Source organism: Faecalibacterium sp. IP-1-18 (genome assembly GCF_023347355.1).
Classification (GTDB): Bacteria; Bacillota; Clostridia; order Oscillospirales; family Ruminococcaceae; genus Faecalibacterium; species Faecalibacterium prausnitzii.
Genome location: NZ_CP094472.1, coordinates 2,547,923 through 2,574,124, shown reverse-complemented (window position 1 = coordinate 2,574,124; position 26,202 = coordinate 2,547,923). Strand labels below are relative to the sequence as shown.

The 26,202-nt window shown below is 61.7% G+C and carries 25 protein-coding genes; 18 read left to right on the top strand and 7 right to left on the bottom strand.

The features are described from left to right. Window positions 1–32: 32 nt before the first annotated feature. Complete coding sequence (locus MTP43_RS12255; protein ID WP_005921069.1) at window positions 33–707, top strand: GntR family transcriptional regulator; 675 nt, start codon at window positions 33–35, stop codon at window positions 705–707. Window positions 708–847: 140 nt separating this feature from the next. Here MTP43_RS12255 and MTP43_RS12250 read toward each other — a convergent pair whose 3' ends face one another. Continuing rightward, on the bottom strand, window positions 848–1,522 hold the full coding sequence (locus MTP43_RS12250; RefSeq protein ID WP_005921067.1) for a hypothetical protein: 675 nt from the start codon (window positions 1,520–1,522) through the stop codon (window positions 848–850). Window positions 1,523–1,716: 194 nt separating this feature from the next. Continuing rightward, entirely contained in the window at window positions 1,717–2,274 is a 558-nt protein-coding gene (locus tag MTP43_RS12245; protein ID WP_044959644.1) for a TetR/AcrR family transcriptional regulator, read from the bottom strand. A 344-nt stretch (window positions 2,275–2,618) separates the two neighbouring features. On the opposite strand from MTP43_RS12245, the gene MTP43_RS12240 reads away from it, so the two are divergent. Next, entirely contained in the window at window positions 2,619–3,113 is a 495-nt protein-coding gene (locus MTP43_RS12240; protein ID WP_005921061.1) for a hypothetical protein, read from the top strand. Window positions 3,114–3,189: 76 nt separating this feature from the next. Here MTP43_RS12240 and MTP43_RS12235 read toward each other — a convergent pair whose 3' ends face one another. From MTP43_RS12235 to MTP43_RS12215, 5 genes are all read right to left on the bottom strand, one after another. Then, the gene (locus MTP43_RS12235) at window positions 3,190–3,942 is read right to left on the bottom strand and encodes a J domain-containing protein (RefSeq protein ID WP_113620770.1); all 753 of its coding nucleotides are present in this window, start codon (window positions 3,940–3,942) and stop codon (window positions 3,190–3,192) included. A gap of 87 nt (window positions 3,943–4,029) precedes the next feature. Further along, complete coding sequence (locus tag MTP43_RS12230) at window positions 4,030–4,875, bottom strand: DUF5685 family protein (RefSeq protein ID WP_097783111.1); 846 nt, start codon at window positions 4,873–4,875, stop codon at window positions 4,030–4,032. A 6-nt stretch (window positions 4,876–4,881) separates the two neighbouring features. Then, complete coding sequence (locus MTP43_RS12225) at window positions 4,882–5,277, bottom strand: hypothetical protein (RefSeq protein ID WP_055185500.1); 396 nt, start codon at window positions 5,275–5,277, stop codon at window positions 4,882–4,884. A 147-nt stretch (window positions 5,278–5,424) separates the two neighbouring features. Further along, window positions 5,425–7,824 (bottom strand): glycoside hydrolase family 2 protein, encoded by a 2,400-nt coding sequence (locus tag MTP43_RS12220; protein ID WP_113620771.1) that lies wholly within the window; start codon window positions 7,822–7,824, stop codon window positions 5,425–5,427. Window positions 7,825–8,056: 232 nt separating this feature from the next. Next, window positions 8,057–8,677, bottom strand: a complete 621-nt coding sequence (locus tag MTP43_RS12215; protein WP_112120923.1) for a flavodoxin family protein — start codon at window positions 8,675–8,677, stop codon at window positions 8,057–8,059. A gap of 188 nt (window positions 8,678–8,865) precedes the next feature. Between MTP43_RS12215 and rsmD the strand changes: the two genes are divergently transcribed. The 16 genes from rsmD to MTP43_RS12135 all read left to right on the top strand — a co-directional run bounded on the left by rsmD (window position 8,866) and on the right by MTP43_RS12135 (window position 26,200). Further along, window positions 8,866–9,441, top strand: coding sequence for a 16S rRNA (guanine(966)-N(2))-methyltransferase RsmD (rsmD, locus tag MTP43_RS12210; RefSeq protein ID WP_097785508.1), 576 nt, complete (start codon window positions 8,866–8,868; stop codon window positions 9,439–9,441). Continuing rightward, on the top strand, window positions 9,438–9,899 hold the full coding sequence (locus tag MTP43_RS12205; RefSeq protein WP_112120924.1) for an ATPase: 462 nt from the start codon (window positions 9,438–9,440) through the stop codon (window positions 9,897–9,899). The genes rsmD and MTP43_RS12205 overlap by 4 nt, the downstream gene beginning before the upstream one ends. A 228-nt stretch (window positions 9,900–10,127) precedes the next feature. Further along, window positions 10,128–10,547: a division/cell wall cluster transcriptional repressor MraZ gene (gene mraZ, locus MTP43_RS12200; protein WP_113620772.1), complete on the top strand. Its 420-nt coding sequence runs from the start codon at window positions 10,128–10,130 to the stop codon at window positions 10,545–10,547. Window positions 10,548–10,582: 35 nt separating this feature from the next. After that, on the top strand, window positions 10,583–11,548 hold the full coding sequence (gene rsmH, locus MTP43_RS12195) for a 16S rRNA (cytosine(1402)-N(4))-methyltransferase RsmH (protein ID WP_113620773.1): 966 nt from the start codon (window positions 10,583–10,585) through the stop codon (window positions 11,546–11,548). A 39-nt stretch (window positions 11,549–11,587) separates the two neighbouring features. Further along, window positions 11,588–12,067 (top strand): cell division protein FtsL, encoded by a 480-nt coding sequence (locus MTP43_RS12190; protein ID WP_112090810.1) that lies wholly within the window; start codon window positions 11,588–11,590, stop codon window positions 12,065–12,067. Between the two features lie 113 nt (window positions 12,068–12,180). Next, window positions 12,181–14,658 (top strand): PASTA domain-containing penicillin-binding protein, encoded by a 2,478-nt coding sequence (locus tag MTP43_RS12185; protein ID WP_113620774.1) that lies wholly within the window; start codon window positions 12,181–12,183, stop codon window positions 14,656–14,658. Between the two features lie 254 nt (window positions 14,659–14,912). Then, window positions 14,913–16,295 (top strand): UDP-N-acetylmuramoyl-tripeptide--D-alanyl-D-alanine ligase, encoded by a 1,383-nt coding sequence (locus tag MTP43_RS12180; RefSeq protein WP_113620775.1) that lies wholly within the window; start codon window positions 14,913–14,915, stop codon window positions 16,293–16,295. Between the two features lie 28 nt (window positions 16,296–16,323). Next, window positions 16,324–17,319, top strand: coding sequence for a glycosyl transferase family 4 (locus MTP43_RS12175; RefSeq protein WP_113620776.1), 996 nt, complete (start codon window positions 16,324–16,326; stop codon window positions 17,317–17,319). Between the two features lie 28 nt (window positions 17,320–17,347). Further along, window positions 17,348–18,661, top strand: a complete 1,314-nt coding sequence (locus tag MTP43_RS12170; RefSeq protein ID WP_113620777.1) for an FtsW/RodA/SpoVE family cell cycle protein — start codon at window positions 17,348–17,350, stop codon at window positions 18,659–18,661. Between the two features lie 55 nt (window positions 18,662–18,716). Continuing rightward, window positions 18,717–19,844, top strand: a complete 1,128-nt coding sequence (murG, locus tag MTP43_RS12165) for an undecaprenyldiphospho-muramoylpentapeptide beta-N-acetylglucosaminyltransferase (RefSeq protein ID WP_113620778.1) — start codon at window positions 18,717–18,719, stop codon at window positions 19,842–19,844. Window positions 19,845–19,881: 37 nt separating this feature from the next. Next, on the top strand, window positions 19,882–21,432 hold the full coding sequence (locus tag MTP43_RS12160; protein WP_113620779.1) for a cell division protein FtsQ/DivIB: 1,551 nt from the start codon (window positions 19,882–19,884) through the stop codon (window positions 21,430–21,432). 23 nt (window positions 21,433–21,455) lie between these two features. Then, window positions 21,456–22,934 (top strand): UDP-N-acetylmuramoyl-L-alanyl-D-glutamate--2,6-diaminopimelate ligase, encoded by a 1,479-nt coding sequence (locus MTP43_RS12155; protein ID WP_223450850.1) that lies wholly within the window; start codon window positions 21,456–21,458, stop codon window positions 22,932–22,934. Between the two features lie 238 nt (window positions 22,935–23,172). Further along, window positions 23,173–23,400: an acyl carrier protein gene (gene acpP / locus MTP43_RS12150; protein WP_015537410.1), complete on the top strand. Its 228-nt coding sequence runs from the start codon at window positions 23,173–23,175 to the stop codon at window positions 23,398–23,400. A 21-nt stretch (window positions 23,401–23,421) separates the two neighbouring features. Beyond that, on the top strand, window positions 23,422–24,279 hold the full coding sequence (accD, locus tag MTP43_RS12145; RefSeq protein ID WP_005921023.1) for an acetyl-CoA carboxylase, carboxyltransferase subunit beta: 858 nt from the start codon (window positions 23,422–23,424) through the stop codon (window positions 24,277–24,279). A 14-nt stretch (window positions 24,280–24,293) separates the two neighbouring features. After that, a complete protein-coding gene (locus MTP43_RS12140) occupies window positions 24,294–25,253 on the top strand; it encodes an acetyl-CoA carboxylase carboxyltransferase subunit alpha (protein WP_015537412.1) in 960 nt (319 codons plus the stop codon). After that, window positions 25,250–26,200, top strand: coding sequence for a beta-ketoacyl-ACP synthase 3 (locus MTP43_RS12135; protein ID WP_097785518.1), 951 nt, complete (start codon window positions 25,250–25,252; stop codon window positions 26,198–26,200). Before MTP43_RS12140 ends, MTP43_RS12135 begins: the two co-directional genes overlap by 4 nt. The last annotated feature ends 2 nt before the right edge of the window (window positions 26,201–26,202 follow it).

Sequence of the window (26,202 nt, the reverse complement as noted above, 5' to 3'; positions counted from 1 at the left end):
TCACCAACTGACCCCGAAGGGAGAACACTGCAATGGCATCTTTGAGTGCGAGGGAACAGGCGTATCAGACCATCCGCAGCCGGATCATCACCATGGAGCTGAAGCCCGGCGACCCCCTGAACGACAGGGAGCTTGCGGAGCAGATGGGCATCAGCCGCACCCCCATGCGGGAGGCGCTGATCATGCTCAACATTGCCCACATGGTGGACATCAAGCCGCAAAGCGGTACCCATGTGGCGCCCATCGACCTGAAGCGGATGGAGCTGGAGCAGTTTGCCCGCTTCACCCTGGAAAAAGAGATTTTGAACCGGGTGCGCGGCCGCTTGACCGACCAGCAGGAGCAGGAGTACCGGCAGGTCATCGAGAACTACCGCTTACTGGAAGCCGACCTGACCCAGCCGAACCGGGAGACCCGCCTGCTGGAACTGGACAACCAGTTCCACCGCAAGGCCTTTGAGATCACCGGCATGGAGGCGCATTTTGACCACATGCTGGGTGAGCTGCAACATGTGGAGCGCATCCGCAAGTTCAGCCTGCAGACCAACGAGAACAAATCCGTCTGCGCCGCCCACACCCGCATTCTGGAAATGGTGCTGCACGGCACCGCCGATGAACTGGGCGAAGCGCTGGAAAGCCACCTGAACCGCTATAAGCTCTCGGTGGAGCAGGCCCGCAGCGTCCACCCGGAATATTTCACCGAAGGGTGAAAAGAAATTGTTTAAATATGGCTCCAAACACCTGCAGGTGTTTTGGAGCCATATTTATTTATACAATATAAAAAGCCCGCCGGCAGAGCAGTGCATCGCTGTCTGTCGGCGGGTTTTCTGTTAAGCAGCGGGGGAAAAGGTTAGTTCTGATTGCCGGTCTCGGCTTTCATGGCGTTGTAGCCGATGAGCACGGTCCAGACGTAGGCGCAGGTCTTGGGGATCATCAGCATACCGATCATGGGATTCACGTCTGCCCACAGCACCACGGGGATATAGAAGCCGAAGCTCAGCACGATGGTCAGCCACATCCAGCGGAAAGCCTTGTCGTTGTTCTGCTTGGCGCTGCGGTAGAACAGCACGATGATCAGCAGACCCAGCAGGGCAAAGGGCACATTGCGCAGGATGCCCCATGCCAGCGGGGTGTGGTTGGTGAGCCACTGGTTCTGCGGCATCATGCACAGCACAACGCGCACAGCGGACAGGGCGTACACCGCGGCGGTCACGTTCTTCTGACCCTCGATCTGGTAGCGCTTGCGCCAGACGTAGTACAGCAGCACATAGAACACGGTCATGGTCACAGAGGTGATCCACTTGCCCAGACCCAGCGGCACGGCGTAGTTTTCCAGACCGGTGGTGCACAGCGCCAGTGCGCGGGGCACCAGATGGAAGGCGTCGCCCGCGCCCAGCACAACGGCCATCAGGCCGAACAGGCGGAACTGGGTGCCAGTCTTGCTATCGCGGATCATGCGGATGCCCACCGTGAGCACGGTGACCAGATAGAAGATGTCGAAAACAGTTTCAATAACAGCTCTCATACGTTTTTCTCCTTTATTTGTTTTGATTGCAGTTTTTTGATTTTATAGCGAACCGGCGCGGCACAGCCGTACCGGAAGCATCATAGGGAAAAGGGCTTGCAGTAGTATAGTCTGCGGGGCGCAGAAACCAAATTGAACTATGTTCACATTCGGGCTTAAAAAACTCCCACAAGGCTTGTGGGATGTTTTTTTGCTTAATAAATGGTCCTGCGCACGATCTCCAGCACCGCAGAGGGGTCGAAGTTCTGCTGCACCACCGCGGACAGCATCAGGGAGAACAGGATGCCCGCAAACTGTTCCGGGGTGAATTGCTCGGTAAAAGCACCCGGACGGATCTTGGCATCGTGGCGCAGCACGTTGCACAAAGCATCCAGAATGTGCTGCCATGTCTGCCGCATCTGCTGCTTGCCATTGGCAGTGTCCTGCCGCACAAAACCCAGCGCATGGTGGGTGAAAAAGCCGGGATACTGCTGGCAGCCGTATTCCATCTGCCGGTACATCCACCGGATGCAGGACAGGGTGTCCTGAAACACGGCTTCGTCCTCCGGGTGGTGGAAGATGTCGTTCCAGATGCTTTCCACGGCCGCGCTTACCAGCTCGGTCTTGGAGCCGAAGTAGTTGTAGATGCAGCCCACAGAGACCCCGCAGGCGGCCGCGACCGCACGGATGTTGACCGCTGCCCAGCCGTTCTGCTGGATCAGCTCCCGGCTGGTTTTCAGGATGTCCGCCTTGGATGTTGCCATTGGATTCATACACTCACCCTCCAACATGAACAACGTTCACGATGCACAGTATACAGCGGCGGTGGGCTGTTGTCAAGGGGAGAATAAAATTTTTTGCAGCTCTATTTCGCCGTCTGCACAGCGGCAGGAAACGAAAGCTGCATATACGCAACCTGTTTCATGTTTCTGCCACCTAAAATGTGCCAAATTCATGTCAAAATGGTAACAGTTCTTGTTTCATCGTTGATTTTTCACGAAAAAAGCTTGCTTTTTTTGTCAATGTGCGTATAATAAGAGAACATCAGCCCAACCAAGGCGGTTGGTATGCTGCCGGGGGCTGACACCAACAAAAGACGAAAAAGGAGATAATCCCTATGAAGCTCAAGACTGTTGCAATTGCCGCTGCCGCTCTGGCACTGGCTGTCGGCATGACCGCCTGCGGCGGCGCTGCCTCTACCGCTGCATCCTCCACCGCATCCTCTGCTGCTGCCTCTTCCGAGGCTGCTTCCTCCGAGGTTGCTTCCTCCGAGGTTGCTTCCTCCGAGGCTGAGGCCACTTCTGCCGAGTACACCGTGTACAACACCACCGGCAGCAAGGTGACCGAGCTGTACCTGTACGATGCAGGCTCTGAGGACAAGGGCGAGAACCTGGCAGGCGAGGGTCTGGCTGACGGCGAGAGCATCGTCATCACCCGCGATGTCGAGGCTGACAAGCAGGCTGACGTTGTCTACGTTCTGGAGTTCACCACCGAGGACGGCAACACCCAGAGCTTTGACACCCTGCACTACGAGGTGGCTCCCATCTCTCTGAAGAGTGTGGACGCCGCTGCCGGTGCTACCGCTATTGCTTTCGAGGCTCCCCAGAAGTAAGAGCAAACCCTTACATCCGCAAACAGAAAAAGGCTGCTGCACCGTGCGTGCAGCAGCCTTTTTGTATAAAATCATATCACATCCGGAACCCACGGAAGCCCCAGCCGCCGCAGCAGCAGTTGCACAGCAGGTTCAGCAAAATCATGCTCCAGCACCAGCGCAAAAGCCCGCCGGGCTGGGCGTAGGTGGTCTGGGTGCGGTAGGTCTGGCCGGGGTTCTGCATCCGGCGCAGGTGCATCTGGTACTCGGTGTTGTTCGGGTCCAGCTGCACGGCGCGGCGGGCATCCTGCAGGGCGTCCACGCTTTTGCCCAGCCCCTGATTGGCCAGCGAAGAGAGGTAATACCACCGCGCATTGCGGCCGGTCATGCCGTCCAGCACCCGGCGCGCTTCGGCGTAGCGGCCATTGGCCACAAAATTGCGGGCGGCCTGCATCTCCGGGGTGTCGGTGCCGGAGGCGCTGGGCCCGGCCTGCTGATAGCCGCCAAAGCCAAAACCGAAGCCAAAGGGGTCGAAGCCCTCAAACCCGTCAAAGCCATCAAAGCCGGTGTAACCGTAGTTCTGCTGCCCATAGCCTTGCTGACCATAGCTCTGCCGGTTGTAGCCCTGCTGTTGGTAGCCGCCGTAGGGGTTGCCGCCCATCTGGGGGCCGGCATCGCCCTTGGTAATGGCATCGTAGGCGGCCTGCACCTCCTTGAAGTGCTCCTCAGCCGTGGGGTCGTTGGGGTTCAAATCCGGGTGCCAGCGTTTGCACTTGGCGCGGTATGCTTTTTTGATCTCGTCGTCGCTTGCGCCGCGCTGAACGCCCAGCACCTCATAGGGATCTCTCATGCTCGGTATACTTCCTCACTCATTATACTGACGGTACAGCACCGCTGCACCGCATCCGTTTTATTTTACCGGAACATCGGCACAAAATCAAGATGCATCGGGCTTTCCGGTGCGTTTTGCGTTTTTGCAGTTGTATTTCAGCCATACGCCGGAATACAGGATGTTGCGCAGCAGGTCCGCGTCCTCCACGCAGGGCAGACGCTCAAAGTTCTGCGCGCAGCGTGCCAGCAGCAGCTCAAAGATGTCCAGCATCTCTTCCTCGTAGTCCGGGTGGGTGCTCAGCTCCCGCAGGGGATTGTATGCGCCCCGGCGCTTGTCGCGGGGCAGGTCGTCGTAGGCGTCCAGCAGGTAGATGAACTTGCCCAGATGAAAGCCGATGCTGCGCAGCTCCGGTGCCCAGCGATCCTGCCGGTAGTCGAACAGCTCTGCCATCAGCGCACCGAAGCAGCCGGACACCGCGTCAAGGTCGGTGCTGCCGGCGGCCTCGTACTCAGCAAGTTTGGCAAGACAAGCGCGGATCGCATTGCACTGCCGCGGCCAGCGCTGGGCGGCCTCGGCGGTGCTGTTGTCCAGCAGGGTGCTGTACCCCAGTGCCAGCAGATTATGGTCATCCTGCCATTTGTCCTGTGCGTTATAGTAGTGCAGCGCTACGCTCAGGTCGGCACAGTAGTCGGTAGGGTCGGCGCTGCGCCAGAGCACACCATGCACCGGGTGGACGGGACAGCGGTCGATGCCGCTGTCTGCGGGCGTTTCGCCCTCGTACAGGCTGCACAGCAGGATATTTAAAAAGGTCAGGTCATAGCTCAGGCTGAACCGTCCCCGCAGCCCGTGCAAGGCGTCGATGCGGCGGCACAGCCCGCAGTAGGCCGAGCGATAGCGGCTCTGCGCTTCGGGGCTGAGGCCGGCCCGATCCGGGATCACATATCCGAACATGGCAGCTCAGCTCTTTTTGATGAACTGGGTGCCGCAGCGGGGGCAGGAGATCTGGATGCGTCCGCGTCCCCGGGGCACGCGCAGCTTCTGACGGCACTGGGGGCAGCGGTAGTAGTGGTACAGCTTGCGGTTGGCCCACTGCTCCTTCAGGCTGCGGAACTTGTTATTGAACCGGTCCTTCAGGCTGTAAAAGCGGTAGTTCTCCTCGGTGCGCTTGGAGATGTTGCGGCTCAGGCTGCGGTAGTAGCACAGGATCAGCAGCGCTGCGCCCAGCCATGTGAACAGGGAAACGCGGGTGAGCAGCGATACCAGCAGCATCACGATGGAGCTCATGCTCAAAAACTGGTTCAGGCCATCGGTGCCGTAGCGCCCGATCATGAATTGACGGAATTTTTCTCTCATAGGTTTTCGCATCCTCTTCTCTGGGGCTTTACACACGGAAACGCAGGGCAGCAGCGCCGCCCTGCGGAATACTTTGTGCTTCTAGGATATCAGCCAACCATGATAAAATTTTGAACAGACTGCAAATCTATCATGAAAGGACGAAAATTAAACGTTTTGCTCCTCCCGGCTGCGCACGGTGAGCACCGCCTCCGTGTCCAGTGCGCCCTCCATGCGGCAGTGCAGCACGGCGCGTCCGGCCTCGCCGGTGGTGGCAAGGTAGGTGCCCGCCATGCCGCCCCGCAGGGGCACCACGCTGGGGCCCAGAATTTTCAGCGGCCCCTCCACGGACAGGCAGACGGCCTCGCCGCAGTAGGGCAGCAGGTTGCCGTTCTGGTCGATGGCGCGCAGGCTGACCGCGGCGCAGTCCCATGTGGGGCCGTCGGTCAGCAGGGGATTGTGCACGGTGCATTCCAGTCGGACGCTCTGCACCGGCTCCCGCACCACGGTGCGCACGGCGCGGCCATGCCATACCGCCTCGAACCGGTACACCGGCGCGGAACTGCCCAGCACACCGATGTATTTGTAGTACATCCGCAGCAGCTCGCTCCAGCTCAGCCGCAGCGAGAGCATCCGCGCCTTGGAAAGGGGCGAAAGCGCCATGGCGTCCCGCCGCAGCTCGTTGAGGATGGCGGCGACCTGTGCGCCAGTGGCGTGATCCATGCCCTCGTACTTTTCCAGCAGGGAGCCCACAAAATCGTTGATCTCGATGGGCGGGTGTGGCAGGGCGGCAAAGCGTCCCCGGCGGTCGGGGCCAAACTCGGCCACAAAGTCGTTGCCGCGGTACAACCGAACGCTCTCGGCGTTGGTGAACACCCAGCAGGCGGCTGCTGCGCCGCCGGGCAGGTCGCCCAGCGTCATGGCGGAGGAGACCTCCAGCACGATGTCGGAGGGTGCGCGGGGCGTTTTCTGGCTGGCATAAACGGCGGCAGAAAGCTTCGGGTTGCGGAACAGGTCCATCACGCCGTGGTAGCAGATGCGGTCGCCGCTGCCGAATTCCCGGTGGGTGTTGTAGTCGGTCATGCACCAGCCAAAGCTGCCTGCCACGCCCGGCTGGGCGATACTGTCGTTCAGCACGGCGGCGTGGTGCAGCGCCTGCACCAGACGGTGAGGTTCATCGTCAAAGGGCTTGGCGGGGAAGTTCTGTCCGCCGAACGCGCTGATAAGGTAGCCCTTGCGGGTGTCGGGAGTCACGGCGGCGCGGTTCTCGCAGCCCGCGCCGCGCCCAGCGTAGGAATAATCATTGTAGGCGTAAACGTCCTCCAGCAGCTGGCTTTTGCGGGTGCTGCGGGTGCCCGCCGTGGGGCGGGTGGGGTCCAGCCGGTGGATGGCTTCGTTGGTGCGCTTATAAAAGGCCTCGTTGTCGGGGCTGCCGCTGATGCGGGCACCCCACAAAAAGATGCTGGGATGATTGCGGTACTGGCACACCATCTCCCGGCAGTTCTGCAGCGCCTGCGCCTGCCAGACCTCATCGCCGATGTGTTGCCAGCCGGGCATTTCGGGGAACACCAGCAGACCCAACTCATCGCAGGCGTCCAGAAACGCCGGGCTGGGGGGCGCATAGCAGGTGCGCACGGCGTTGCAGCCCAGTTCCTTTTTCAGCAGCTGGGCGTCCAGCCGCTGGATGCTGTCCGGCATGGCGTAGCCCTGATACGGGTAGCTCTGGTGCCGGTCCAGCCCGCGCAGCTCCACCCGCTGGCCGTTCAGGTACAGCCCGCCTGCCACGAACTGCACCGTGCGGAAACCGAACCGCACCGTTTTTTCGTCCAGCACCCGGTCGGGCAGACCGCCGGTGCCGGGGCGGATGAGCCGCACGGTCAGGGTGTACAGGGTGGGGTGCTCTAAGCTCCACGGGTGCACGTTGTTCAGTGTGCCGGTGGTGGGCAGGGAAAGCTCGCCGCTGTACACCGCCCGGCTCCCGGCGGGGCTGCGGATCTCGGCCTGCAGGGTGCAGCCGACCGTCTCGCCCACGGTGGCAGTGTAGATGCGGAAATCGCCCTCGGCCTTGGCCTCGATGAACACGTCCCGCAGGTAGGCAGGCTCCTTGATATCCAGACTGACGGCGCGGTAGATGCCGCCGTAGGTCAGCGCATCCAGCTGCCCGCCGAAGGGCGGGATGTTCAGATCCTCCCGGCAGTCGCAGCGCACAGCCACCACGTTTTTCTGTCCCAGACGCAGCGCGCCGGTCAGGTCTACCGTAAAGGCGGTGTAGCCGCAGCCATGGTGGAACACCCGCCGCCCATTGCAGAACACGGTGGCGTCGTGCGCCACCGCCCCGAAGGTAAGCAGCACGGTGCGGCCCAGCCACTCCTTGGGCGCAAAAAACTCCCGCCGGTAGCCGCACAGGCGCTGGTAGTCGTTTTCATTGCAGTAGTTATAGGGCAGAGGCTTGACCGTGTGGGGCAGCCGCACCGGGGTAAGGGAAAGCTCCGGGCACTCCGGGCGCACCAGCGCCGTGTCAAAGGTGGGGGCAAACAGCCAGCCCTCGTTCCAATCGTAGTGTTCCATAGCAGGATCTCCGTCTGAGTGATATGCTTATAGAGGTATGGTATCACAAAGTTATGAACGAAAAAAGCATTCACGCCCCTTTTGTGCCGGAACAGCAGAAATTTTGCAGTGCGCGAAAGCTGCCGGGTGGCAGGCTTCCCAAGAAATGCTTGGAAAAATTGTATAAAATCGCCCATAGAAATGGAGCCCCGGAACGCCAGCGGCGTTCCGGGGCTCCAAATTTATTCCTGCCTCAGCGGATAAAGTTGGTCATGGGGCGGGGCGGGTTCTGCGGGTGGTCGATGCCTGCGGCCTTACCGGCCTCGATGCAGCGCAGCAGCCATGCCATGTTGCGGCCCAGTTCCTGCATCACGGCGCAGCCCTCGGCGTCCTGCAGCACCTGCTCGGGGTTGGAGCCGTGCACCATGGCCCAGTAGGAGCCGTTGACCAGCGGCATGTGGAAGAACTGGGGGTATTTGACCAGCTGGTCAAGGGTGGAGGTGGTACCGGCGCGGCGGGCAGAGCAGCAGACGGCGGCAGGCTTGTAGGCCAGATACTTGCCGCCCGCGTAGGCCAGACGGTCCATAAAGCTGGCCATGTTGCCCGCAGCAGAGGCGTAGTGCACCGGGCTGCCGAACACAAAGGCGTCGGCGGTCTTTGCCTTCTCGATGGCCTCGTTGACCACGCCGCCGAACACGCATCCATTGCCGCTGCGGCAGCCGCCGCAGCCGATGCAGCCGCCCACGGGCTGGCCGCCGACGTGCAAAATCTCGGTCTCGATGCCCTGTGCCTTCAGTTCCCCGGCGATGAGGGAAAGGGCGGTGTAGGTGCAGCCCTTCTCGTGGGGGCTGCCGTTGATGAGCAGAACTTTCATGCTGTATACTCTCCTTTGCTGAAATGCGCCGTAAAATGCGCAATATTGCTGCTATGATTGTAGCACAAAGCCGCCCGCAGCGCAATGCGGGCTCTTGACAATGCTATGCAGTTGGGAGATAATAAAGGATACGAAAGAGTTCAAACCGGCTGCCGCGGGGGCGGCAGCTACGGCAAGGAGGTAACATCATGCGCGTGATCGCAGGAGAAGCCCGGGGCCGCAGGCTGGAAGCACTGCCCGGCACCGATGTCACCCGCCCCACCCTCTCGCAGGTGAAGGAGGCGATGTTCAGCATCGTACAGTTCGACCTGCCCGGGGCCCGGGTGCTGGATCTGTATGCCGGCAGCGGCCAGCTGGGCATCGAGGCGCTCAGCCGGGGTGCGGCCCGGTGCGTCTTTCTGGACGAGAACCGGGAGGCCGTAAGCATCGTGATGCGCAACTGCAAGGCCTGCGGCGTGTTCGACCGCAGCCGGGTGAATATTGGCGAGGCTGCGCGGTTCTTGTCGGCCTGCCGGGAGCAGTTCGATCTGGTGCTGCTGGACCCGCCCTTCCGTGGCGGCACGCTGGAAAAGATCCTGCCCGCCGTGGAAAAGTGCGTTGCCCCCGGCGGCATCGTGCTGTGCGAGAGCGAAACAGGCATCGTGCTGCCCGCGCAGGCGGGCAGTCTGACCCTGCAGAAACAGTATAAATACGGCAAGGTGCTGCTGTGGAAGTACACAAAGCCCATGCAGTCCGCCGCTGGGCAGGAGGGAGAAGCCTTATGAACGTGAACGAGCTTTTGGATACCATTGAGGATGCACTGGAAGAGAGCGCAAACGTGCCCCTTTCCGGCGGCAAGCGCATCGTGGATGTGGAGCAGATCCGGGATTATCTGGACGAGGTGCGGGCGGCATTGCCCGGCGAGCTGCGGCAGGCGCAGCAGATCGTGAACGACCGGGCGCAGATCGTGGACAGCGCCAACGCACAGGCACAGGCCATTGTGAAAAAGGCCGAGGAACGCGCCCGTATTCTGGTCAGCGACGCCGAGATCGTCAAGGCCGCCCAGCAGCGCGCTTCTGAGATCACCTCCGCAGCCCAGACCGAGGCGCGCACCCTGCGCCAGACCGTGACCGACTACTGCGAGAATATGCTGCGCACCACCGAGGACACCATGGTGGAAAACGCTGCACAGGTCAAAAATATCCGTGCCAGCCTGCGCCAGAACGCCAAGAAAAACGGCTGATAACGGTCAACTTTCCACACAAATTCCACAGATTGCGGAAAACGAAGTCCCTGCGAGCAAAAATGACGGCTCACAGGGACTTTTTTTGTGGATTTTTGCGGCAAAAAGCCGCCCAAAAACCCTTGCATTCACGAACTTGATTTGCTACAATAAAGATGTGTCAGTGGGGCAAAGTGGGTAAAAGTAGGGCGCATGCCCTGAAAACGCCCCTGAAAGGGGGAACAGCGCGTGTTTTTTGGCCGTTATGATTACACTATCGACGCCAAGGGGCGGCTGAACTTCCCCGCAAAATTCCGCGACGCCATGGGCGAGAGTTTCGTGGTGCTGGAATGGGTGGACAGCTGCCTGTTCGCACTGCCCATGGAGGAAGTCCAGCGGCTGGCGGACAAGCTGGAAAGCGATGAACTGATGGACAGCTGGGCGATCTCCGGCGATCTGTTCAGCACCGCCTGCGAGGTGGTGCCGGACAAGCAGGGACGCATCCTGCTGCCCGCAGAGCTGCGCGCCTACGCCGGGCTGGAAAAGAACGTGACCATCATCGGCAACCGCAACCACGCCGAGATCTGGGCCACCGAGGTCTGGAACGCCCGCCGCGCCGCCGTGACCAACGACCAGCGCGCCGAGCAGCTGCGCAAGCTGCACCTCTGATGCAAAAAATTAAACCGAGAAAGGAGGCCGTGCCAATGGCCTTTGAAGAACAGCAGCCCTTTGACCCGGCCTCGTTTGAGCATATCCCCGTTTTGCTGAACGAGTGCCTGACGGGGCTTGCCATCGACCCGGCGGGCACCTATCTGGACGGCACCGCCGGCGGCGCGGGACATTCCCGCCAGATCGCTTTGCGGCTGGATGCCGCCAAGGGCGGCAGACTCATCTCGCTGGATCAGGATCCGGACGCGGTGCAGACCGCGCGCTCCCGCCTTGCCGGGCTGCCTGCCACCGTGGTGCAGATCAATTTCCGCTATGCGGGGCAGGCGCTGGAGCAGCTGGGCATTGAAAAGATCAACGGTGCACTGCTGGATCTTGGCGTTTCCAGCCACCAGCTGGACGATGCCGCCCGGGGCTTTTCCTACCGGGCAGACGCACCGCTGGATATGCGCATGAGCCAGCAGGGCGAGACTGCAGCAGACCTTGTGAACACCGAAAGCCGCGAGGAGCTTGCCCGCATCCTGCGGGATTACGGCGAGGAACCCTACGCATGGCAGATCGCAGGAAAGATCGTGGAGGCGCGGGAAACTGCTCCTATCCTGACCACCCTGCAGCTGGCAGATACCGTAGCAAGCGCGATGCCCCCGGCAGAGCGCCGCAAAAACAAGAACCCTTCCCGCCGCACCTTTCAGGCGCTGCGCATTGCAGTGAACCACGAACTGGATGCGCTGGAAGAGGGCTTGGATACCATTTTCGATCACCTTGCACCGGGCGGCCGGTTGTGCGTGATCACCTTCCACTCTCTGGAGGACCGGCTGGTCAAGAACAAGTTCCGCCGCTGGTCCACGGCCTGCACCTGCCCGCCGGAGTTTCCGGTGTGTGTATGCGGCGGCAAGGCAAAGGCAAAGCTTATCACCCGCAAACCCATTGAAGCTGATACGCAGGAGCTGGAGGAGAACCGGCGCAGCCGTTCTGCCCACCTGCGTGTACTGGAAAAATGCTGAGATGCCGGAAGCACCGGCATCATGAGGAGGAGAGGAACCATGGGTCAGCCAGCATACGATCGTAACGCGGCGCGCCGCCGCAGGGCGCCGCAGCCGCAGCGCAAAGCAAACCTGCGGGTAGCAAAGGGCGGCAAGCGGCGGTTGAACCCGCTGCAGGCCGCCGTACATAACGCCATGAATCTGGTGGCGGCAGCACTGCTGGTGGGTTTTGCCATCAGTCTGCTGTGGAGCGAGGCACAGCTGGTGGAGCTGAACGACCAGATCCAGGACGCAAAAGCGCAGCTGGTCAGCGAGCAGAGCCAGTATACCTACTACAACAGCACCCTGAACAGCAAGACCAACATTGCCAGCGTGGAGGAGACCGCAGGGCGGCTGGGTCTGATGAAAGTAGACCCCAGCCAGATCACCTACATCCGCCTGGGCGAGAGCGGCGCACTGGTGCGCCGGGAGTCCACCGTGCGGCAATGGACCGACTTTTTGTACACCGGTGCGGTGAACATTCTGGGCACCGTGAGATAAACGGAAAAAGCGTGCGGCGGCGCACGCTTTTTTCGGTTTATGGACACCGCAGTCTGAACAAATAACAGCGCAGGGCGTGCGGAATGCAGTGCACGCCCCGCAGGAGAAAACCAATGCAAGAACCTTTCCGTAACAAAAAAAGCAGGGGTTACCGCCTGCGTCCGGCTTCCGGCCGGGACCGGCTGGACAGCCGGGTGCGGCGGATTTGCAGCCGTCTGGGCATCCTTGCGGTGGTGGTGGCAGCCGCCATCGTCATCCGCAGCCTGTATAATATCCAGATCGTCCACGGGGCAGAGTACCGCCAGTACGCCGCCCAGCAGCAGCTGCTGGATACCACCATCAAGGCCACCCGCGGTGAGATCTACGATGCTTCCGGCATCACCCTTGCTTCCACCAGCGTGGTGTGGACCATCTGGGCAGACCCCAGTTACAGCAGCATCCTTTATACCAGCAAGACCAACGATGACGACACCGTGACCAAAACGCTGGACCCCGCCATGTGTGCCGAGGTGAGCCGGGAGCTGACGTTGCGTCTGCTCTCCGGAGACGGCGAAAGCTTGGACAGCGTGGACACTTCCTCGGCAGAGTACCAGCAGCAGTACCAGACCGTTTACGATGCACTTTCCCGGCTGGATTCCGCCTACGTCACCCTTGCCACCAAGGTGAACAACGCGGTGAAGCTTTCCATTGAAAAGTACGTCACCAGCTTCAACAAGGCGCACAAAAAGGCCACCGACACCTCCCGCAAGGGGCGCATCTCAGTGTCCTCGGAAAAGAGCTTTCAGCGCAACTACCCCTACGGCGCTTTTGCCGCAGCGGTGCTGGGCTTTACGGACGCGGACGGCGTCGGCACCTACGGACTGGAAAAATCCTACCAGTCCACCTTGGCCGGTGTAGATGGCCGCACCATCACCCAGCGCAACGCGGTGGGCAACGCCATTGCAGACGCCAACGCTACCACCTTTGCCGCCAAGGACGGCTCCAATCTGGTGCTGTCGCTGGATGTGAATGTGCAGGAGATCGCGGAGCGGTACCTGAACGAAGCCATTGCAGCCAATACGGTGGAAAACCGCGGCTGCGCCATTGTAATGGACGTCAAGACCGGTGCCATCCTTGCCATGGCCTCCAAGCCGGACTTTGACCCCAACGACCCGCTGAACTACACCGCCAACGAGGCTTATCTCAACGAGCTGGTGCACGCAGAGCCGGAGCTTTACGGCATCTATAAAAAGGATGCCGACGGCAACTACATCACCGATGAACAGGGCAACAAAATTCTGGACGAGGAAGCGGACTATTCCGGCTACTACCGGGATATCCTGTGGAAGAACAAGACCATCACCGAGCTGTACTACCCCGGCTCTGTGTTCAAGGTCATCACCTCTGCCATGGGCATCGACTCCGGCGTGGCGACCATGAACACCACCTTTACCTGCTCCGGCGCGTACGGTGTTGCCAAGGAGACCTACCACTGCGCCGGACGCAAGGCGCACGGCCTGCTCAATATGGCCGAGGCGCTGCGCAAGAGCTGCAACATCTACTACATCCAGCTGGGGCAGCGTGTCGGCTCGCAGCAGTTCTATAACTACTTCGATGCCTTCGGCTTTACCGCCCGCACCGGCGTGGACCTGCCCAGCGAGACCAACTTTATGCAGTACTACCGCGCCGACCAGCTGGGCGAGGTGCAGCTGGCGTCCTCCTCCTTCGGTCAGGCCATGGCCATCACCCCGCTGCAGATGTGCACCGCCATTGCGGCCACCGTCAACGGCGGGTATCTGGTCACCCCCCATGTGGTGGATAAGATCACCGATGCCAACGGCAACGTCATTCAGGAGCTCGGCGCAAACGTGCGCCGTCAGGTCATCAGTCAGAGCGCCAGCGAGGTCATCCGGGAGATGATGGAGTACGAGGTGGGCAACGGCACCGGCGGCGGCAAAAACGCCTATGTGTCCGGCTACCGCATCGGCGGCAAGTCCGGTACCTCCGAGCAGCTGAATATGCACCGCCGCGCCGACGGCGACTATAAAAAGGTGGCTTCCTTCGTGGCAGTGCTGCCCGCCAACGACCCGGAAATTCTGGTCTACGTCATGCTGGACGACCCCAACAACGCACAGACGGACTACTCCTCCATCCTTGCAGCCCCTGTGGCGGGCAATATCATCAGTGAGGTGGCTCCCTATCTGGGCATCGCCACCGATGGCGAGGACCGCAGCGGCACCATCGTCACTGTGCCGAACCTTGTGGGCACCGAGTGGAGCAACGCGCAGGTAAGCCTGAACATTCAGGGCTTAAAGCATCAATTGCAGGAGAGCCAGAGCAGCCAGTCCGCTGCCCCGGTCACCTACCAGTACCCCCACGCGGGCGCAAAGGTGCCCTACGGCACCACCATCTACCTGTATACCGATACCTACGAGGGCAGCCGCACCGAGGTGCCGGATGTGACAGGCAAGAGCCCGGACTTTGCCCGCCAGATGCTGAGCGCCGCTGGGCTGAACTGCGTGGTGGAAGGCAGCGGCACGGTGCAGGCACAAAGCGCCGAGCCCGGCTCCAGTGTGCAGCGCGGCACCATCATCACCCTGACCTGTGGGTAAAAGTGACACGTTGCAAAGGCTTGTTGCGCAGGGCAACGGCCTCGCCCTCTCAGGCGCTTACGCGCCAGCTCCCCCAAAGTGGGAGCCCTTGGCAGTCCACGCAAACTTCATCTTTTTGCCAAGGCCTCTCCCTTTGGGAGAGGTGTCACCGTAGGTGACGGAGAGGGCGAGCCCGCTTAAAAATAGCAAGAAATTCAGTTGATAACAATCGTATGGATTGAGAGCTTTTATCAATATAGAGAGGGGATAGAACAATGGAAAAGATCCATGCAAGCAAGCTTCTGGCAGGGCTGGTGCCTGCCGGAAAACTGACCAGTGACCCGGAGGTGGCACTGGTCACCACCGACAGCCGCGAGGTAAAGCCCGGCTGCATTTTTGTGGCCTTCCCCGGCGAGCGGTTCGACGGCCATGATTTCGCCGCCCGTGCGCTGGAGCAGGGCGCGGAGTATGTGGTGGTCAACCATCCCGTGTCCGGTGTGCCAGAAGAAAAGGCCATCCTTTGCCCGGACAGCTACCACGCCATGATGGTGATGGGCGCAAACTACCGCAGCCAGTACCACCCCAAAATGGTGGGTGTGACCGGCAGTGTGGGCAAGACCACCACCAAGCAGATGACCTACGCCGCTCTGTGCGGCTTTGGCGAGACCATCAAGACCGAGGGCAACCAGAACAATGAGCTGGGCATGCCCCGCACCCTGATGCGGCTGGAAAGCAGCACCGAGTACGCGGTCATCGAGATGGGCATGAGCCACGCCGGCGAGATCGACCGTCTGGCGCGGGCAGCACGGCCGGATGTGGGCATCATCACCTGCATCGGCGTGTCGCATATCGGCAATCTGGGCAGTCAGGAGAACATCTGCAAGGCAAAGCTGGAAATCTGCAACGGTCTGCCGGAGGGTGCGCCGCTGGTGCTGAACTACGATGACCCCTTCCTGCGCAAGGCGGTGCTCCCCGCCCATGTGCGCCCGGTGTGGTTCAGCCTGAGCGATGAGAACGCCGATGTCTGCGCCCTGTCCATCCGGCAGGAGACTGACGGCATGAGCTTTGTGCTGGAAGATCAGGAGCACGGCACCTTTGTGGTGAACATCCCCGCCATGGGACGCCATAATGTGGCAAACGCTCTGGCTGCCTACTGCGCCGCCACCCGTCTGGGGTGTGACGCCAAGAGGGTCATCCGGGGCCTTTCCAACTTTGAGCAGACCGGACGCCGCCAGAAGGTGGTGGACAGCGAGGGCGTGACCGTCATCGAGGACTGCTACAACGCAAACCCGGACAGCATGAAGGCTGCGCTGGCGATGTTCAAGGACTTCCCCTGCAAGCGCCGCTTTGCCCTGCTGGGCGATATGCTGGAGCTGGGCGATCTGAGCCGCGAAGCACACGAGGAGCTGGGACGCCTTGCCGCCGAGAGCGGGCTGTACTGCCTGATCACTTACGGCGAGCAGGCCAAGCGCACCGCTGTGGTGGCTGCCGCCAAGGGGGTAGAGACCCTGCACGCGGACAGCTACCGCGAGGCTGCCGATGCCCTGCTGAGCCGGGTGCAGCCCGGCGATGCCGTTCTGGTAAAGGCCAGCCACGGCATGGCACTGGAAAAAGTGCTGGATATCTTCTACGCAGAGCATAAAGAAGCGGAAGTATAACTATTTGGCGAAATGGAGTGTCTGATCTATGGAGCGTTTCGCCTTGGCAGCGGCGGTGGTGCTGGGCTTTGCCCTTACGGCAGCTTTGTGCAGCCTGTTTGTGCCGCTGCGGCGGGTGTTGGAACGCCGCGAACAACAACAGCAGCCGGTACAGTCTGAGCAGCCCCGGCCTGCACCTCTGCGCGCCCCGCTGTGGGGCGGGCTGTGTGCGGCGGCGGGTACGGTGGCTGCGGTGGGTGTGGGCTGGCTTGCCGCCTGCGTGGGTCAGCCGGAGCTGTTGGGCAGCGAAGGCCGGTTGATGACACGGCTGCTCACGGCGCTGGCTGGGAGCCTTGCCTTTGGGGCAGTGGGTCTTGCAGAAGATGTTGCCCGGATGCGCAGCCCGGCGGCGCTGGGGCTGCGGCGGGACGTGCGGCTTTTGCTGGAAGCACTGGCTGCGGCCTTCGTCCTTTTGCTGCTGCGGGCAGCGGGCTGTCTGCCCCGGGGGCTGGGCGTGCCCGGGGCGGGGTATGTGCTGCTGGGCAGCGCCGTGCCCTTTTTGTGGGCGGTGCTCATGGTGGCACTGGCCGAGTGCGCCCGCATTGCCGAGCGGGACGAGGGCGCGGTGTGCGGTGCGGCCTTTGTGGCCATGCTGGCGTTGATGATGGTAGAAGCCGGTCTGGGCGTTTCCGGGCTGGCGGTGCTGCCCGCCGCGCTTGCCGGGGCACTGGTGGCACTGGGGCTATGGGCATTTCCCCCGGCAAGGCTGGGTGCGGGCTGCTGCGGCAGCCTGCTGGCAGCGGGTGCCATCGGCTGCATCCCGCTCAGTCTGGACATGACCAGCCTGACTGTGCCACTGGCGCTGCCCTTCTGGGCGGCGGGCGGTCTTTTGGCAGCGCAGCTGCTGTGTGCAAAGCGCACCGGCAAGCCCTTGCGCTGCTGGGTAAAAAAGCATAAAATGAGCCCGGAAACGGTGTTTCTGTGCAGCTTTGCGCTGAGCGCTGTCGGCTATGTGCTGGCGCTGGCGCTGCTGCGCTGGTGCTGACCGGGCACAGAGAGGGAAGGGAGCGCAGATGGCGACTATCCGCAAAAAACACAGAGCGCCGGTGTCGGTGTTCCAGCGAGATCCGGGCCCGTGGTCCCGGCTGCTGATCGACTGGCTGGCTACGCTGGCTGTTATTATAATCTTTGGGCTGGTGATGCTGTTCAGCGCCAGCTACACCACCGGTTACCTGCGTATGGGCGACAGCTTCCACTACATCAAACAGCAGGCGCTGTGTATGATGCTCGGGCTGGGCTGTATGTTCCTTATGAGCTATGTGGACCACCGCTTTTTGCGCAAGATGGTGGTGCCGGGCTACATCATCGTGCTGGCCATGCTGGCCGTCACCCTGACCATGGCACCCCTGAACGGCTGCCGCCGCTGGATCCGCTTCGGCGGGCTTACGCTGCAATCCTCGGAGGTAGCAAAGTTTGAGATGATCCTGTTCAGTTCCCATCTTGCGGCCAAAGCGCCGCAGGTGGAGCGGCTGGACCCGGAGCGCCGCATCCTGCTTACCCCCCGGGAGTGGCTGCGGGTGCGGGTGTGGAAGCAGCTGGTGGTGCCGGTGCTGCCCCTTATACCGGTGGTCATCCTGCTGGCGCTGGAGCCGCATATGTCCGGCATCGTGCTGACGGTGGCGGTGGTGGGCACCATCCTGCTGTTGTCCGGCAGCGGCGGTGTGCTGACATGGGCGGGTGCCATCACGGCAGGCGCCCTGCTGGAAACACTGCTCTCCCATGTGGACTCCATCCCCTACCTGCAAAAGCGTCTGGACGGCTGGACGCAGGATCTGAGCAAGATGACCGACCAGACCGTGCAGAGCCTTTACGCCATCGGCTCCGGCGGGCTGAAGGGACTGGGGCTGGGCAACAGTGTGGAAAAGCAGCTCTGGCTGCCGGAAAGCACCAACGACTTCATTTTCAGCGTGGTGTGCGAGGAACTGGGCTTCATTGGTGCGGTGCTCATCATCGTGCTGTTCGTGCTGTTCATCGTGCAGGGGCTGCTCATCGCCTATAAAGCGGAAAATCTGTACTGCACCATGGTAGGCATCGGCATCATGGCGCAGATCGCGTGGCAGGTGTTCTGCAACATCGCCGTGGTCACCAATACCCTGCCCAACACCGGCATCAGCCTGCCCTTCTTCTCCTCCGGCGGTACCAGCCTGATCCTGCTGCTGGCAGAGATGGGCGTAATGGTGAACATTGGCCGCAACGGCGAGCGGGCGGCGCAGCAGCGGGAGCAGATGCGTGCCCAGCGGGAGGCCGCCCGCGCCGAGCGGGAAGCAGAACTTGCACGCAAGACCATTGATCTGGCCTCTGCCCGCGCAGCCCGTACAGAACAGTAAAACAAACCGCAAGCCCGCCCGGCCGCAGGCCGGGCGTTTATAAGGAGGAATCACCATGCGTGTTCTCATCGCAGCCGGCGGCACTGCCGGACATATCAATCCTGCACTGGCCATTGCCGGTGCTCTGAAAAAGGCCGACCCTACCGCCGAGATCCACTTTGCAGGCCGTAAGGAGGGCATGGAGTACCGTCTGGTCACACAGGCGGGCTACCCCTTCCACCACATCGAGATCACCGGTTTTCAACGCAAGCTCAGCCTGCACAACATCAAGCGCAACATCATTACCCTGTGGAATCTGGCGCTTTCCGGCCCCAAGGCCAAGGCCATGATGAAGGAAGTAAAGCCAGATCTCGTCATCGGCTGCGGCGGCTATGTGTCCGGCCCGGTGGTGCGCTGCGCCGCCAAAATGGGCATCCACACCGCCCTGCACGAGCAGAATGCCTTCCCCGGTGTGACCAATAAGCTGCTGGCTCCGGATGTGGATATCGTGTTTGCCGCCGTGCCCGCCGCCGTGGAAAAGCTGGGCGCACCGGACAAGACCCTTGTGGTGGGCAACCCCGTGCGGCCGGAGGTGTTTGCACAGGCCGCCAACCGCGAGGCCATCCGCGCACAGCTGGGTGCGGGCGACCGCACGGTCATCCTGTCCTTCGGCGGCAGCTTGGGCGCACGCCGGGTCAACGAGGTGGTGGCAGACCTGTGCGCTTGGGAGCAGCACGAGCACAAGCCGGTGCTGCACCTGCACGCCACCGGCCAGTACGGCGTGCAGCTGTTTGAGCAGCTGCAAAAGCAGAAGGATTTTGCCCCCGGCGACAGCCTTGTGGTAAAGGAATACATCAACAATATGCCGGAGCTGCTGGCTGCGGCAGACCTCGTTATCAGCCGCGCCGGTGCGCTGACGCTGGCCGAACTGGAGGCTGTGGGACGCGCCGCTGTGCTGATCCCCAGCCCCAACGTAGCGGAGAACCACCAGTACTACAACGCCATGGAACTGCAGAAGGCCGGGGCGGCTGTGGTCATTGAAGAAAAAGACCTGACCGGTGAAAAGCTGGTGCAGACTGTTTCTGCCATGCTGGCACAGCCCGGCAAGCTGGCCGAGATGGGCAAAAACGCCCGCAGCCTGTCTGTGGACGACAGTCTGGACCGCATCACTGCGGCGCTGCTCAAGCTGGTAAAGACCCCGTGATGCAGCCCCGGAATAAACAGGAAAGAAGGTGCGAACGATGCAGCAGAACCGTGACCGCAACGGCAGACCCCGGAACCCGAGACCCTATGACCTGAACCGGGATGTGGCGCGCACCTCTGCGCCTTCGCAGAATCATAATACACCCCGGAGCACCGGCAACAGCCGCTACGGCTACAACGGCGAGCCGCTCAGCCGCCCGCCCTCCCGCAGCGCCAACGGCAGTGTGCGCTCCTCCCGGGCAGATAACAGCATCCAGTTCCCCACCCAATCCCAGCCCCGCCGCCCGGCGCAGGGGCAGGGGAGCAATACCACCCAGTACCCCGCCGGTAACCGCCCGGCGGGCAGCAGACCAAAAAACGCAAAGTCCGGCGGCAAGCAGCGCCGCCCGGCAAACAATGCCCGCAGCGGGCAGAGCAGCCGGAAAAACCAGAACGCGCAAAACCGCCCGAACCGGCAGCACCCGGCAGGCAGCCAAAGCGCCCCGCAGCAAAGCCCTGCCCGGCGGGAAATGCGCAAAAAGCGCAAGGTGACCCGCGCCACGCTGCGCCGTCGACGGATACTACGCCGTCTGACCGCCTTTGCCATGCTGCTGTGCGTCATTGGCGCGGGCATCTACCTGACCATGACCATGCTGTTCCGCATCAACTCCATTCAGGTGCAGACCCCGGACGGCAAGCAGGTGACCGAGATCGCGGGCTACTCCGCAGACAGCATTTTGCAGCGGATGGGCGTGCAGCTGGAGGAAAACATCTTCAGCTTTGAGCCCGGCGAAAAGGCCGCGGTGCTGGAGCAGAACTTCCCGCTGCTGGGCTCCATCAAGGTGATCCGGGACTACCCCAACACCGTGGTGGTGCAGGTGACCGAGGCCGTGCCCGCCTACGCGGTGCAAAACGGCAGCAAGTGGCTTGTGATCTCGGACAAATGGAAGATTTTGTCCGAGGAAAGCACCCAGCCTGAGGGACTTTGCACCCTGTACGGCGGCAAGCTGCAGGATACCACCCCGGGACAGGGCTTCTGGTTCGTGGACGATGCGGACGCGGCAAGCGCCTCCGGGTCGGAAACCGCCGAGAGTGAAAGCACGGTGAGCACAGAGAACGACCGTATGGAAGCGCTGCGCACACTGCGCAGCAAGCTGGAGGAATACGGCCTGTCGCAGGACGTGACACGGCTGGAAGTGGCAGACACCGAGCAGCTCGCATTTTTGTATCAGGATCGCATCAGCGTGCTGCTGGGCACGCTGAACGATCTGGATTATAAGCTGGATCGCGCCCGCTATGTACTGACCAACGCCGACGGCAAGGGCTGCGGCCCCACCGACACCGGGCGGCTGGATTTCAGCCATACCAGCGCCAGCAGCACACGTAAGATCTATTTTGCACAGGGCGAGCCCACCCTGCCCTCCGGCTATGTGGTGCCGCCCAAGGCTGAGGAACCCGCCCCGGCAGAGGACACCGCCGACAGCACCGACAGTGCAGAAAGCACGGATACTGCCGACACCACCGAACCGGCGGCTGAAACGGACACCGAGCAGCTGCCCCTGACCCACCCTGACCGCATGACGGCCAACGAAGAAGAAAACCCCATGTAAAGAAGCTCTTTGGAGGAGACTGTATGAAGCTGGAACAACTGATGGAAGGCGTGCCCTTTACCCTTGTGCAGGGCAGTCTGGATACTGAGATCGCAGATATCATCTACGACAGCCGCAAGGCTGCCCCGGGGCTTTTGTTCGTGTGTATCGTGGGCACCCAACGGGACAGCCACGCGTTTGCCGCTGACTGCGCCGCCAAGGGAATCAGCGCGCTGGTCATCCAGCACGATATCGACCTTTCTACCCTGCCCGGGGTGACCGTGGTCAAGGTGGAGAGCAGCCGCTATGCCATGGCGTTGATGAGCGCCAACCTCTTCGGCAACCCTGCCCGCCAGATGACCATGATCGGCGTCACCGGCACCAAGGGCAAGACCACTACCACCCACATGATCAAAAGCGTGCTGGAGGCCGCAGGCCGCAAGGTGGGCATGATCGGCACCAACGGCATCTACTATATGGGACGCCACAAGGACACCGCCAACACCACCCCGGAAAGCTACGAGCTGCAAAAGACCTTCCGGGAGTTTCTGGATGCCGGCTGCGATACCGCGCTGATGGAGGTATCCAGTCAGGGCCTGATGATGGACCGCGTGGCGGGCGTGCACTACGATGTGGGTGTGTTCACCAACCTTTCGCCGGATCACATCGGCCCCGGCGAGCACAAGACCTTTGAGGAGTACCGCAGCTGGAAGGGACAGCTGTTCAAGCGTTGCGATGTGGGCGTGGTGAACATTGACGACGAGAACACCGCCGCCCTGCTGGAAGGCCATACCTGCAAGCTGGTCACCTATGGCCGCGATGAAAAGGCCGACTACCGCGAGACCGGCTACGAGCTGCTGCGCACCCACGATTTTCTGGGCGTTGCCTTCCACGTTACCGGCAAGGACGAGATGGACGTCAAGGTGAATATGCCCGGCGAGTTCAGCGTGTACAACGCGCTGGCAGCGCTGGCCGTGGGCAAGGTGCTGGGTCTGCCGGATGCCGCCATCCACGATGGTCTGGGCAAGTGCGTGGTGAAGGGCCGTGTGGAGCTGGTGCCCATCAGCAAAAAGTTCACCATCCTGCTGGACTATGCCCACAACGAGGTATCCACCGAGAGCCTGCTTACCACCCTGCGCGCCTACAAGCCCCACCGTCTGGTGGTGGTGTTTGGCTGCGGCGGCAACCGCTCCAAGCTGCGCCGCTACGGCATGGGCGAGATCTGCGCCAAGATGGCCGATTTCTCCATCCTCACCGAGGACAACAACCGCTTTGAAAAGGTAGAGGACATTATTGCGGATATCCGCGAGGGCATGAACAAGGGCAACCCGGACGCAAAGTTCGTGGAAATCCCCGACCGTCTGGACGCGCTGCACTACGCAGTGGATCACGCACAGGAGGGCGACCTGATCGCCGTCATCGGCAAGGGACACGAGACCTACCGCGACCGCGAGGGCGTCAAGACCCCCTTCCTTGAGCGGGAACTGCTGGAAGAATACGCCCAGCAGATCGGACTGGAATAAGAAATATTATTATTGCGGGAAAGGCCGCTGCACAAAGTACTGTGCAGCGGCTTTTTTGCGTCTGTGGGAGCCCCTATATAAAGAGGAAGCAAACTGTGACAGAAATGTAAAAGATAAAAATATTTAACTAAAACCATTGACTTATCCAACGGTTTGATTATAATGGTCGTGTTCGATACCTCATAAATTTTAGGTAAATAATTAAACACAAACAGTAAACATAAAGGAGAATACTACCATGACTTTCGAGGAAATGAAGAAGATCGTTGTCGATACCCTGAGCTGCGATGAGGACAAGGTGACCATGGAGGCCAGCCTGACCGAGGATCTGGAGGCCGACAGCCTAGACGCTGTGGAGCTGAACATGGCACTGGAAGAGGCCTGCGGCGTGTCCATCCCCGATGAGGAGCTGGCAAACCTCAAGACCGTGGGCGATATCTTCAACTACATCAATGCCCATGTCTGAGGCTGACCGAGGCGAAACGAGATGAACAGTATCAAAGACCTGCTGCCGGGCAGCATGCGGGAGCGCACCTTCCAGCTGAAGGCCCGGCGGGATGCGGGTGCCGTGTGGAACGACCCGCAGTTCGTGGAATGCAAAAAGTGCGGACGCCGCGCCACCCGCCAGATCTGGAACAAGGCGCAGTACGTCTGCCCCAACTGCGGGGTGCACCTGCCCATCGGCGGGTACTACCGCCTGAGCCTCATCCTTGATAAGGGCAGCTTCCGGGAACTGGATGCCGACCTTGCCCCGCAGGATGTGCTGCAGTTTCCCGGCTACCCGGAAAAGCTGGAAGCACAGACAGGCAAGACCGGCTTGAAGGAAGCTGTCATCACCGCCACGGGGCGCATCGAGGGCACCCCGGTGGTAGTGGCAGTGCTGGACAGCCGGTTCTTTATGGGCAGCATGAGCACCACTGTGGGCGAAAAGATCACCCGCGCCGTGGAGCACGCCACCGCAAAGCACCTGCCGCTGATCATCTTCTCGGCCAGCGGCGGCGCCCGGATGCAGGAGGGCATTTTCAGCCTGATGCAGATGGCAAAGACCTCTGCCGCCATCGAGCGGTTCTCCGCCCGGGGCGGGCTATACATCAGCGTGCTGACCCACCCCACCACCGGCGGCGTGACTGCCAGCTTTGCCAGCCTTGGCGATATTATGCTGGCAGAGCCCGGGGCGCTGATCGGCTTTGCGGGGCCCCGGGTCATTGAACAGACCATCGGCGAAAAGCTGCCCGCAGGCTTCCAGCGCAGCGAGTTCCAATACGAGCACGGCTTTGTGGACAAGGTAGTGCCCCGTACCGAAATGCGCGAAACACTGGCGCAGCTGCTGCGTCTGCACGCCTGAGGAGGAAGCGCCTTATGATCAAGGACATCTTACAACAGCTCGCACCGCTGGATGAAAAGATCGCCGCCCTGCGCGGCGACCCGGCGGACGAGAACATGACCGATATCACCAACCACGCTGCCGAGCTGGCAGAGCTTTCCGCGCAGGAGGACGCTTTGCTGTCCGGCTGCGGGGCACTGACCGCAGAGGACAGGGTCTTTCTGGCACGCCACCCGGAGCGCCCCCACATCGACGAGATCGTGGATGCACTGTTCACCGACTTCTTTGAGCAGTGCGGCGACCGTCAGTGCAAGGAAGATGCCGCCATTCTGGGCGGTGTGGCGCTGTTCCACGGCCAACCGGTCACGGTCATCGGCCACCGCAAGGGCAGCACGCTGGAGGAAAACCTGCGCTGCAACTTCGGTATGCCCGGGCCGGAGGGCTACCGCAAGGCCCTGCGCCTGATGAAGCAGGCGGAAAAATTTGACCGTCCCATCATCACCTTCATCGACACGCCGGGCGCATACCCCGGCAAGGACGCCGAGGAGCGCGGACAGGGCGAGGCCATCGCCCGCAACCTGATGGAGATGAGCGGCCTGACTGTGCCGGTGATCGCAGTGGTCACCGGCGAAGGCTCTTCCGGCGGCGCGCTGGCGCTGGGTGTGGCAAACCGCATCCTCATGCTGGAAAACGCCGTCTACTCGGTGCTGAGCCCCGAAGGCTTTGCCAGCATCCTGTGGAAGGATTCCTCCCGCAGCGGCGAAGCCTGCGAGATCATGAAGCTGACCGCACAGGATCTGTACAAGGACGGCATCGTGGAGGAGATCATCCCGGAGCCGGTGGGCGGCGCACAGCGCGCCCACGGGGTACTGTTCGGCAATCTGGACGAGGCACTGCAGCGGCAGCTGCGCAGCCTTGCCCGCATGAACGGCCGTCAGCTGGCCGAGCAGCGCTACCAGAAATTCCGTCAGATCGGAGAAATGAGGAAAGCATGAAGGGTTTGCGTCTGATCGCCACCGGCGGGGCTTTGCCCGGCCGCACGGTCACCAACGAAGAGCTGAGCCGCACCGTGGATACCAGCGACGAGTGGATCACCACCCGCACCGGCATCCGCACCCGGCACTACTGCACCGAGGGCGAAAACGCCGCTACACTGGCCATTGCTGCCGCAAAGCAGGCGCTGCAGCGCAGCGGTCTTGCTCCGGCAGACATTGCCTGCTGCGTCTGCGCCACCCTTTCCGCACCGGACGCCACCCCAAGCGTGGCCTGTCAGGTGCAGGCGGCGCTGGCACTGCCGGAAAACCGCCCCGCACTGGATGTAAACGCCGCCTGCTCCGGCTTTTTGTATGGAACGGCGGTGGCGCGCGGCCTGCTGGCTACGCTGGGCGGGCGGTACGCGCTGGTCATCGGCACGGAAGCACTTTCCCGTCTGATGGACCCCGCCGACCGCTCCACCTGTGTGCTGTTTGGCGATGGTGCCGGTGCGGCAGTGTTTGAACTGACCGACACCTCCGCGCCCTTTGCCATCACGCTGGGTGCCCGGGGCGATGCCGCCATCCATGCCGGCGGCCCCAGCCGCGCAGGCTCGGCACCCATCAGCATGGACGGCAGGGCAGTGTTCCGTTTTGCAGTGGATGCCCTGCCCAAATGCCTGCACACCGTGCTGGACGAGACCGGCCTTACGCTGGACAATCTGGACTGGGTGGTCTGTCATCAGGCCAACAGCCGCATCATCGACCACTGCGTCAAGGCGCTGCACGCCGATGGTGCAAAGTTCTACAAAAACATGGACCGCCACGGCAACACCAGTGCTGCCAGCATCCCGGTGGCGCTGAACGAGCTGGCTGAAAGCGGCCAGCTGCTCCCCGGTCAGACCCTTGCCTGCATCGGCTTCGGCGGCGGCCTGACATGGGGCGGCATGATCGTGGAATATAAAGGATAAAG

What these genes read in the sequence shown, in the direction of transcription:
- rsmH (WP_113620773.1), top strand. Translation starts at nt 10,583, where the DNA reads ATGGCCTTTGAAGAACAGCAGCCCTTTGACCCGGCCTCGTTTGAGCAT.
- acpP (WP_015537410.1), top strand. Translation starts at nt 23,173, where the DNA reads ATGACTTTCGAGGAAATGAAGAAGATCGTTGTCGATACCCTGAGCTGC.
- MTP43_RS12220 (WP_113620771.1), bottom strand. Translation starts at nt 7,824, where the DNA reads ATGGAACACTACGATTGGAACGAGGGCTGGCTGTTTGCCCCCACCTTT.
- MTP43_RS12180 (WP_113620775.1), top strand. Translation starts at nt 14,913, where the DNA reads ATGGAAAAGATCCATGCAAGCAAGCTTCTGGCAGGGCTGGTGCCTGCC.
- accD (WP_005921023.1), top strand. Translation starts at nt 23,422, where the DNA reads ATGAACAGTATCAAAGACCTGCTGCCGGGCAGCATGCGGGAGCGCACC.
- MTP43_RS12235 (WP_113620770.1), bottom strand. Translation starts at nt 3,942, where the DNA reads ATGAGAGATCCCTATGAGGTGCTGGGCGTTCAGCGCGGCGCAAGCGAC.
- MTP43_RS12240 (WP_005921061.1), top strand. Translation starts at nt 2,619, where the DNA reads ATGAAGCTCAAGACTGTTGCAATTGCCGCTGCCGCTCTGGCACTGGCT.
- MTP43_RS12205 (WP_112120924.1), top strand. Translation starts at nt 9,438, where the DNA reads ATGAACGTGAACGAGCTTTTGGATACCATTGAGGATGCACTGGAAGAG.
- MTP43_RS12135 (WP_097785518.1), top strand. Translation starts at nt 25,250, where the DNA reads ATGAAGGGTTTGCGTCTGATCGCCACCGGCGGGGCTTTGCCCGGCCGC.
- MTP43_RS12140 (WP_015537412.1), top strand. Translation starts at nt 24,294, where the DNA reads ATGATCAAGGACATCTTACAACAGCTCGCACCGCTGGATGAAAAGATC.
- rsmD (WP_097785508.1), top strand. Translation starts at nt 8,866, where the DNA reads ATGCGCGTGATCGCAGGAGAAGCCCGGGGCCGCAGGCTGGAAGCACTG.
- MTP43_RS12190 (WP_112090810.1), top strand. Translation starts at nt 11,588, where the DNA reads ATGGGTCAGCCAGCATACGATCGTAACGCGGCGCGCCGCCGCAGGGCG.
- MTP43_RS12230 (WP_097783111.1), bottom strand. Translation starts at nt 4,875, where the DNA reads ATGTTCGGATATGTGATCCCGGATCGGGCCGGCCTCAGCCCCGAAGCG.
- MTP43_RS12155 (WP_223450850.1), top strand. Translation starts at nt 21,456, where the DNA reads ATGAAGCTGGAACAACTGATGGAAGGCGTGCCCTTTACCCTTGTGCAG.
- MTP43_RS12175 (WP_113620776.1), top strand. Translation starts at nt 16,324, where the DNA reads ATGGAGCGTTTCGCCTTGGCAGCGGCGGTGGTGCTGGGCTTTGCCCTT.
- MTP43_RS12255 (WP_005921069.1), top strand. Translation starts at nt 33, where the DNA reads ATGGCATCTTTGAGTGCGAGGGAACAGGCGTATCAGACCATCCGCAGC.
- MTP43_RS12185 (WP_113620774.1), top strand. Translation starts at nt 12,181, where the DNA reads ATGCAAGAACCTTTCCGTAACAAAAAAAGCAGGGGTTACCGCCTGCGT.
- MTP43_RS12250 (WP_005921067.1), bottom strand. Translation starts at nt 1,522, where the DNA reads ATGAGAGCTGTTATTGAAACTGTTTTCGACATCTTCTATCTGGTCACC.
- MTP43_RS12215 (WP_112120923.1), bottom strand. Translation starts at nt 8,677, where the DNA reads ATGAAAGTTCTGCTCATCAACGGCAGCCCCCACGAGAAGGGCTGCACC.
- MTP43_RS12225 (WP_055185500.1), bottom strand. Translation starts at nt 5,277, where the DNA reads ATGAGAGAAAAATTCCGTCAATTCATGATCGGGCGCTACGGCACCGAT.
- MTP43_RS12245 (WP_044959644.1), bottom strand. Translation starts at nt 2,274, where the DNA reads ATGAATCCAATGGCAACATCCAAGGCGGACATCCTGAAAACCAGCCGG.
- murG (WP_113620778.1), top strand. Translation starts at nt 18,717, where the DNA reads ATGCGTGTTCTCATCGCAGCCGGCGGCACTGCCGGACATATCAATCCT.
- MTP43_RS12170 (WP_113620777.1), top strand. Translation starts at nt 17,348, where the DNA reads ATGGCGACTATCCGCAAAAAACACAGAGCGCCGGTGTCGGTGTTCCAG.
- MTP43_RS12160 (WP_113620779.1), top strand. Translation starts at nt 19,882, where the DNA reads ATGCAGCAGAACCGTGACCGCAACGGCAGACCCCGGAACCCGAGACCC.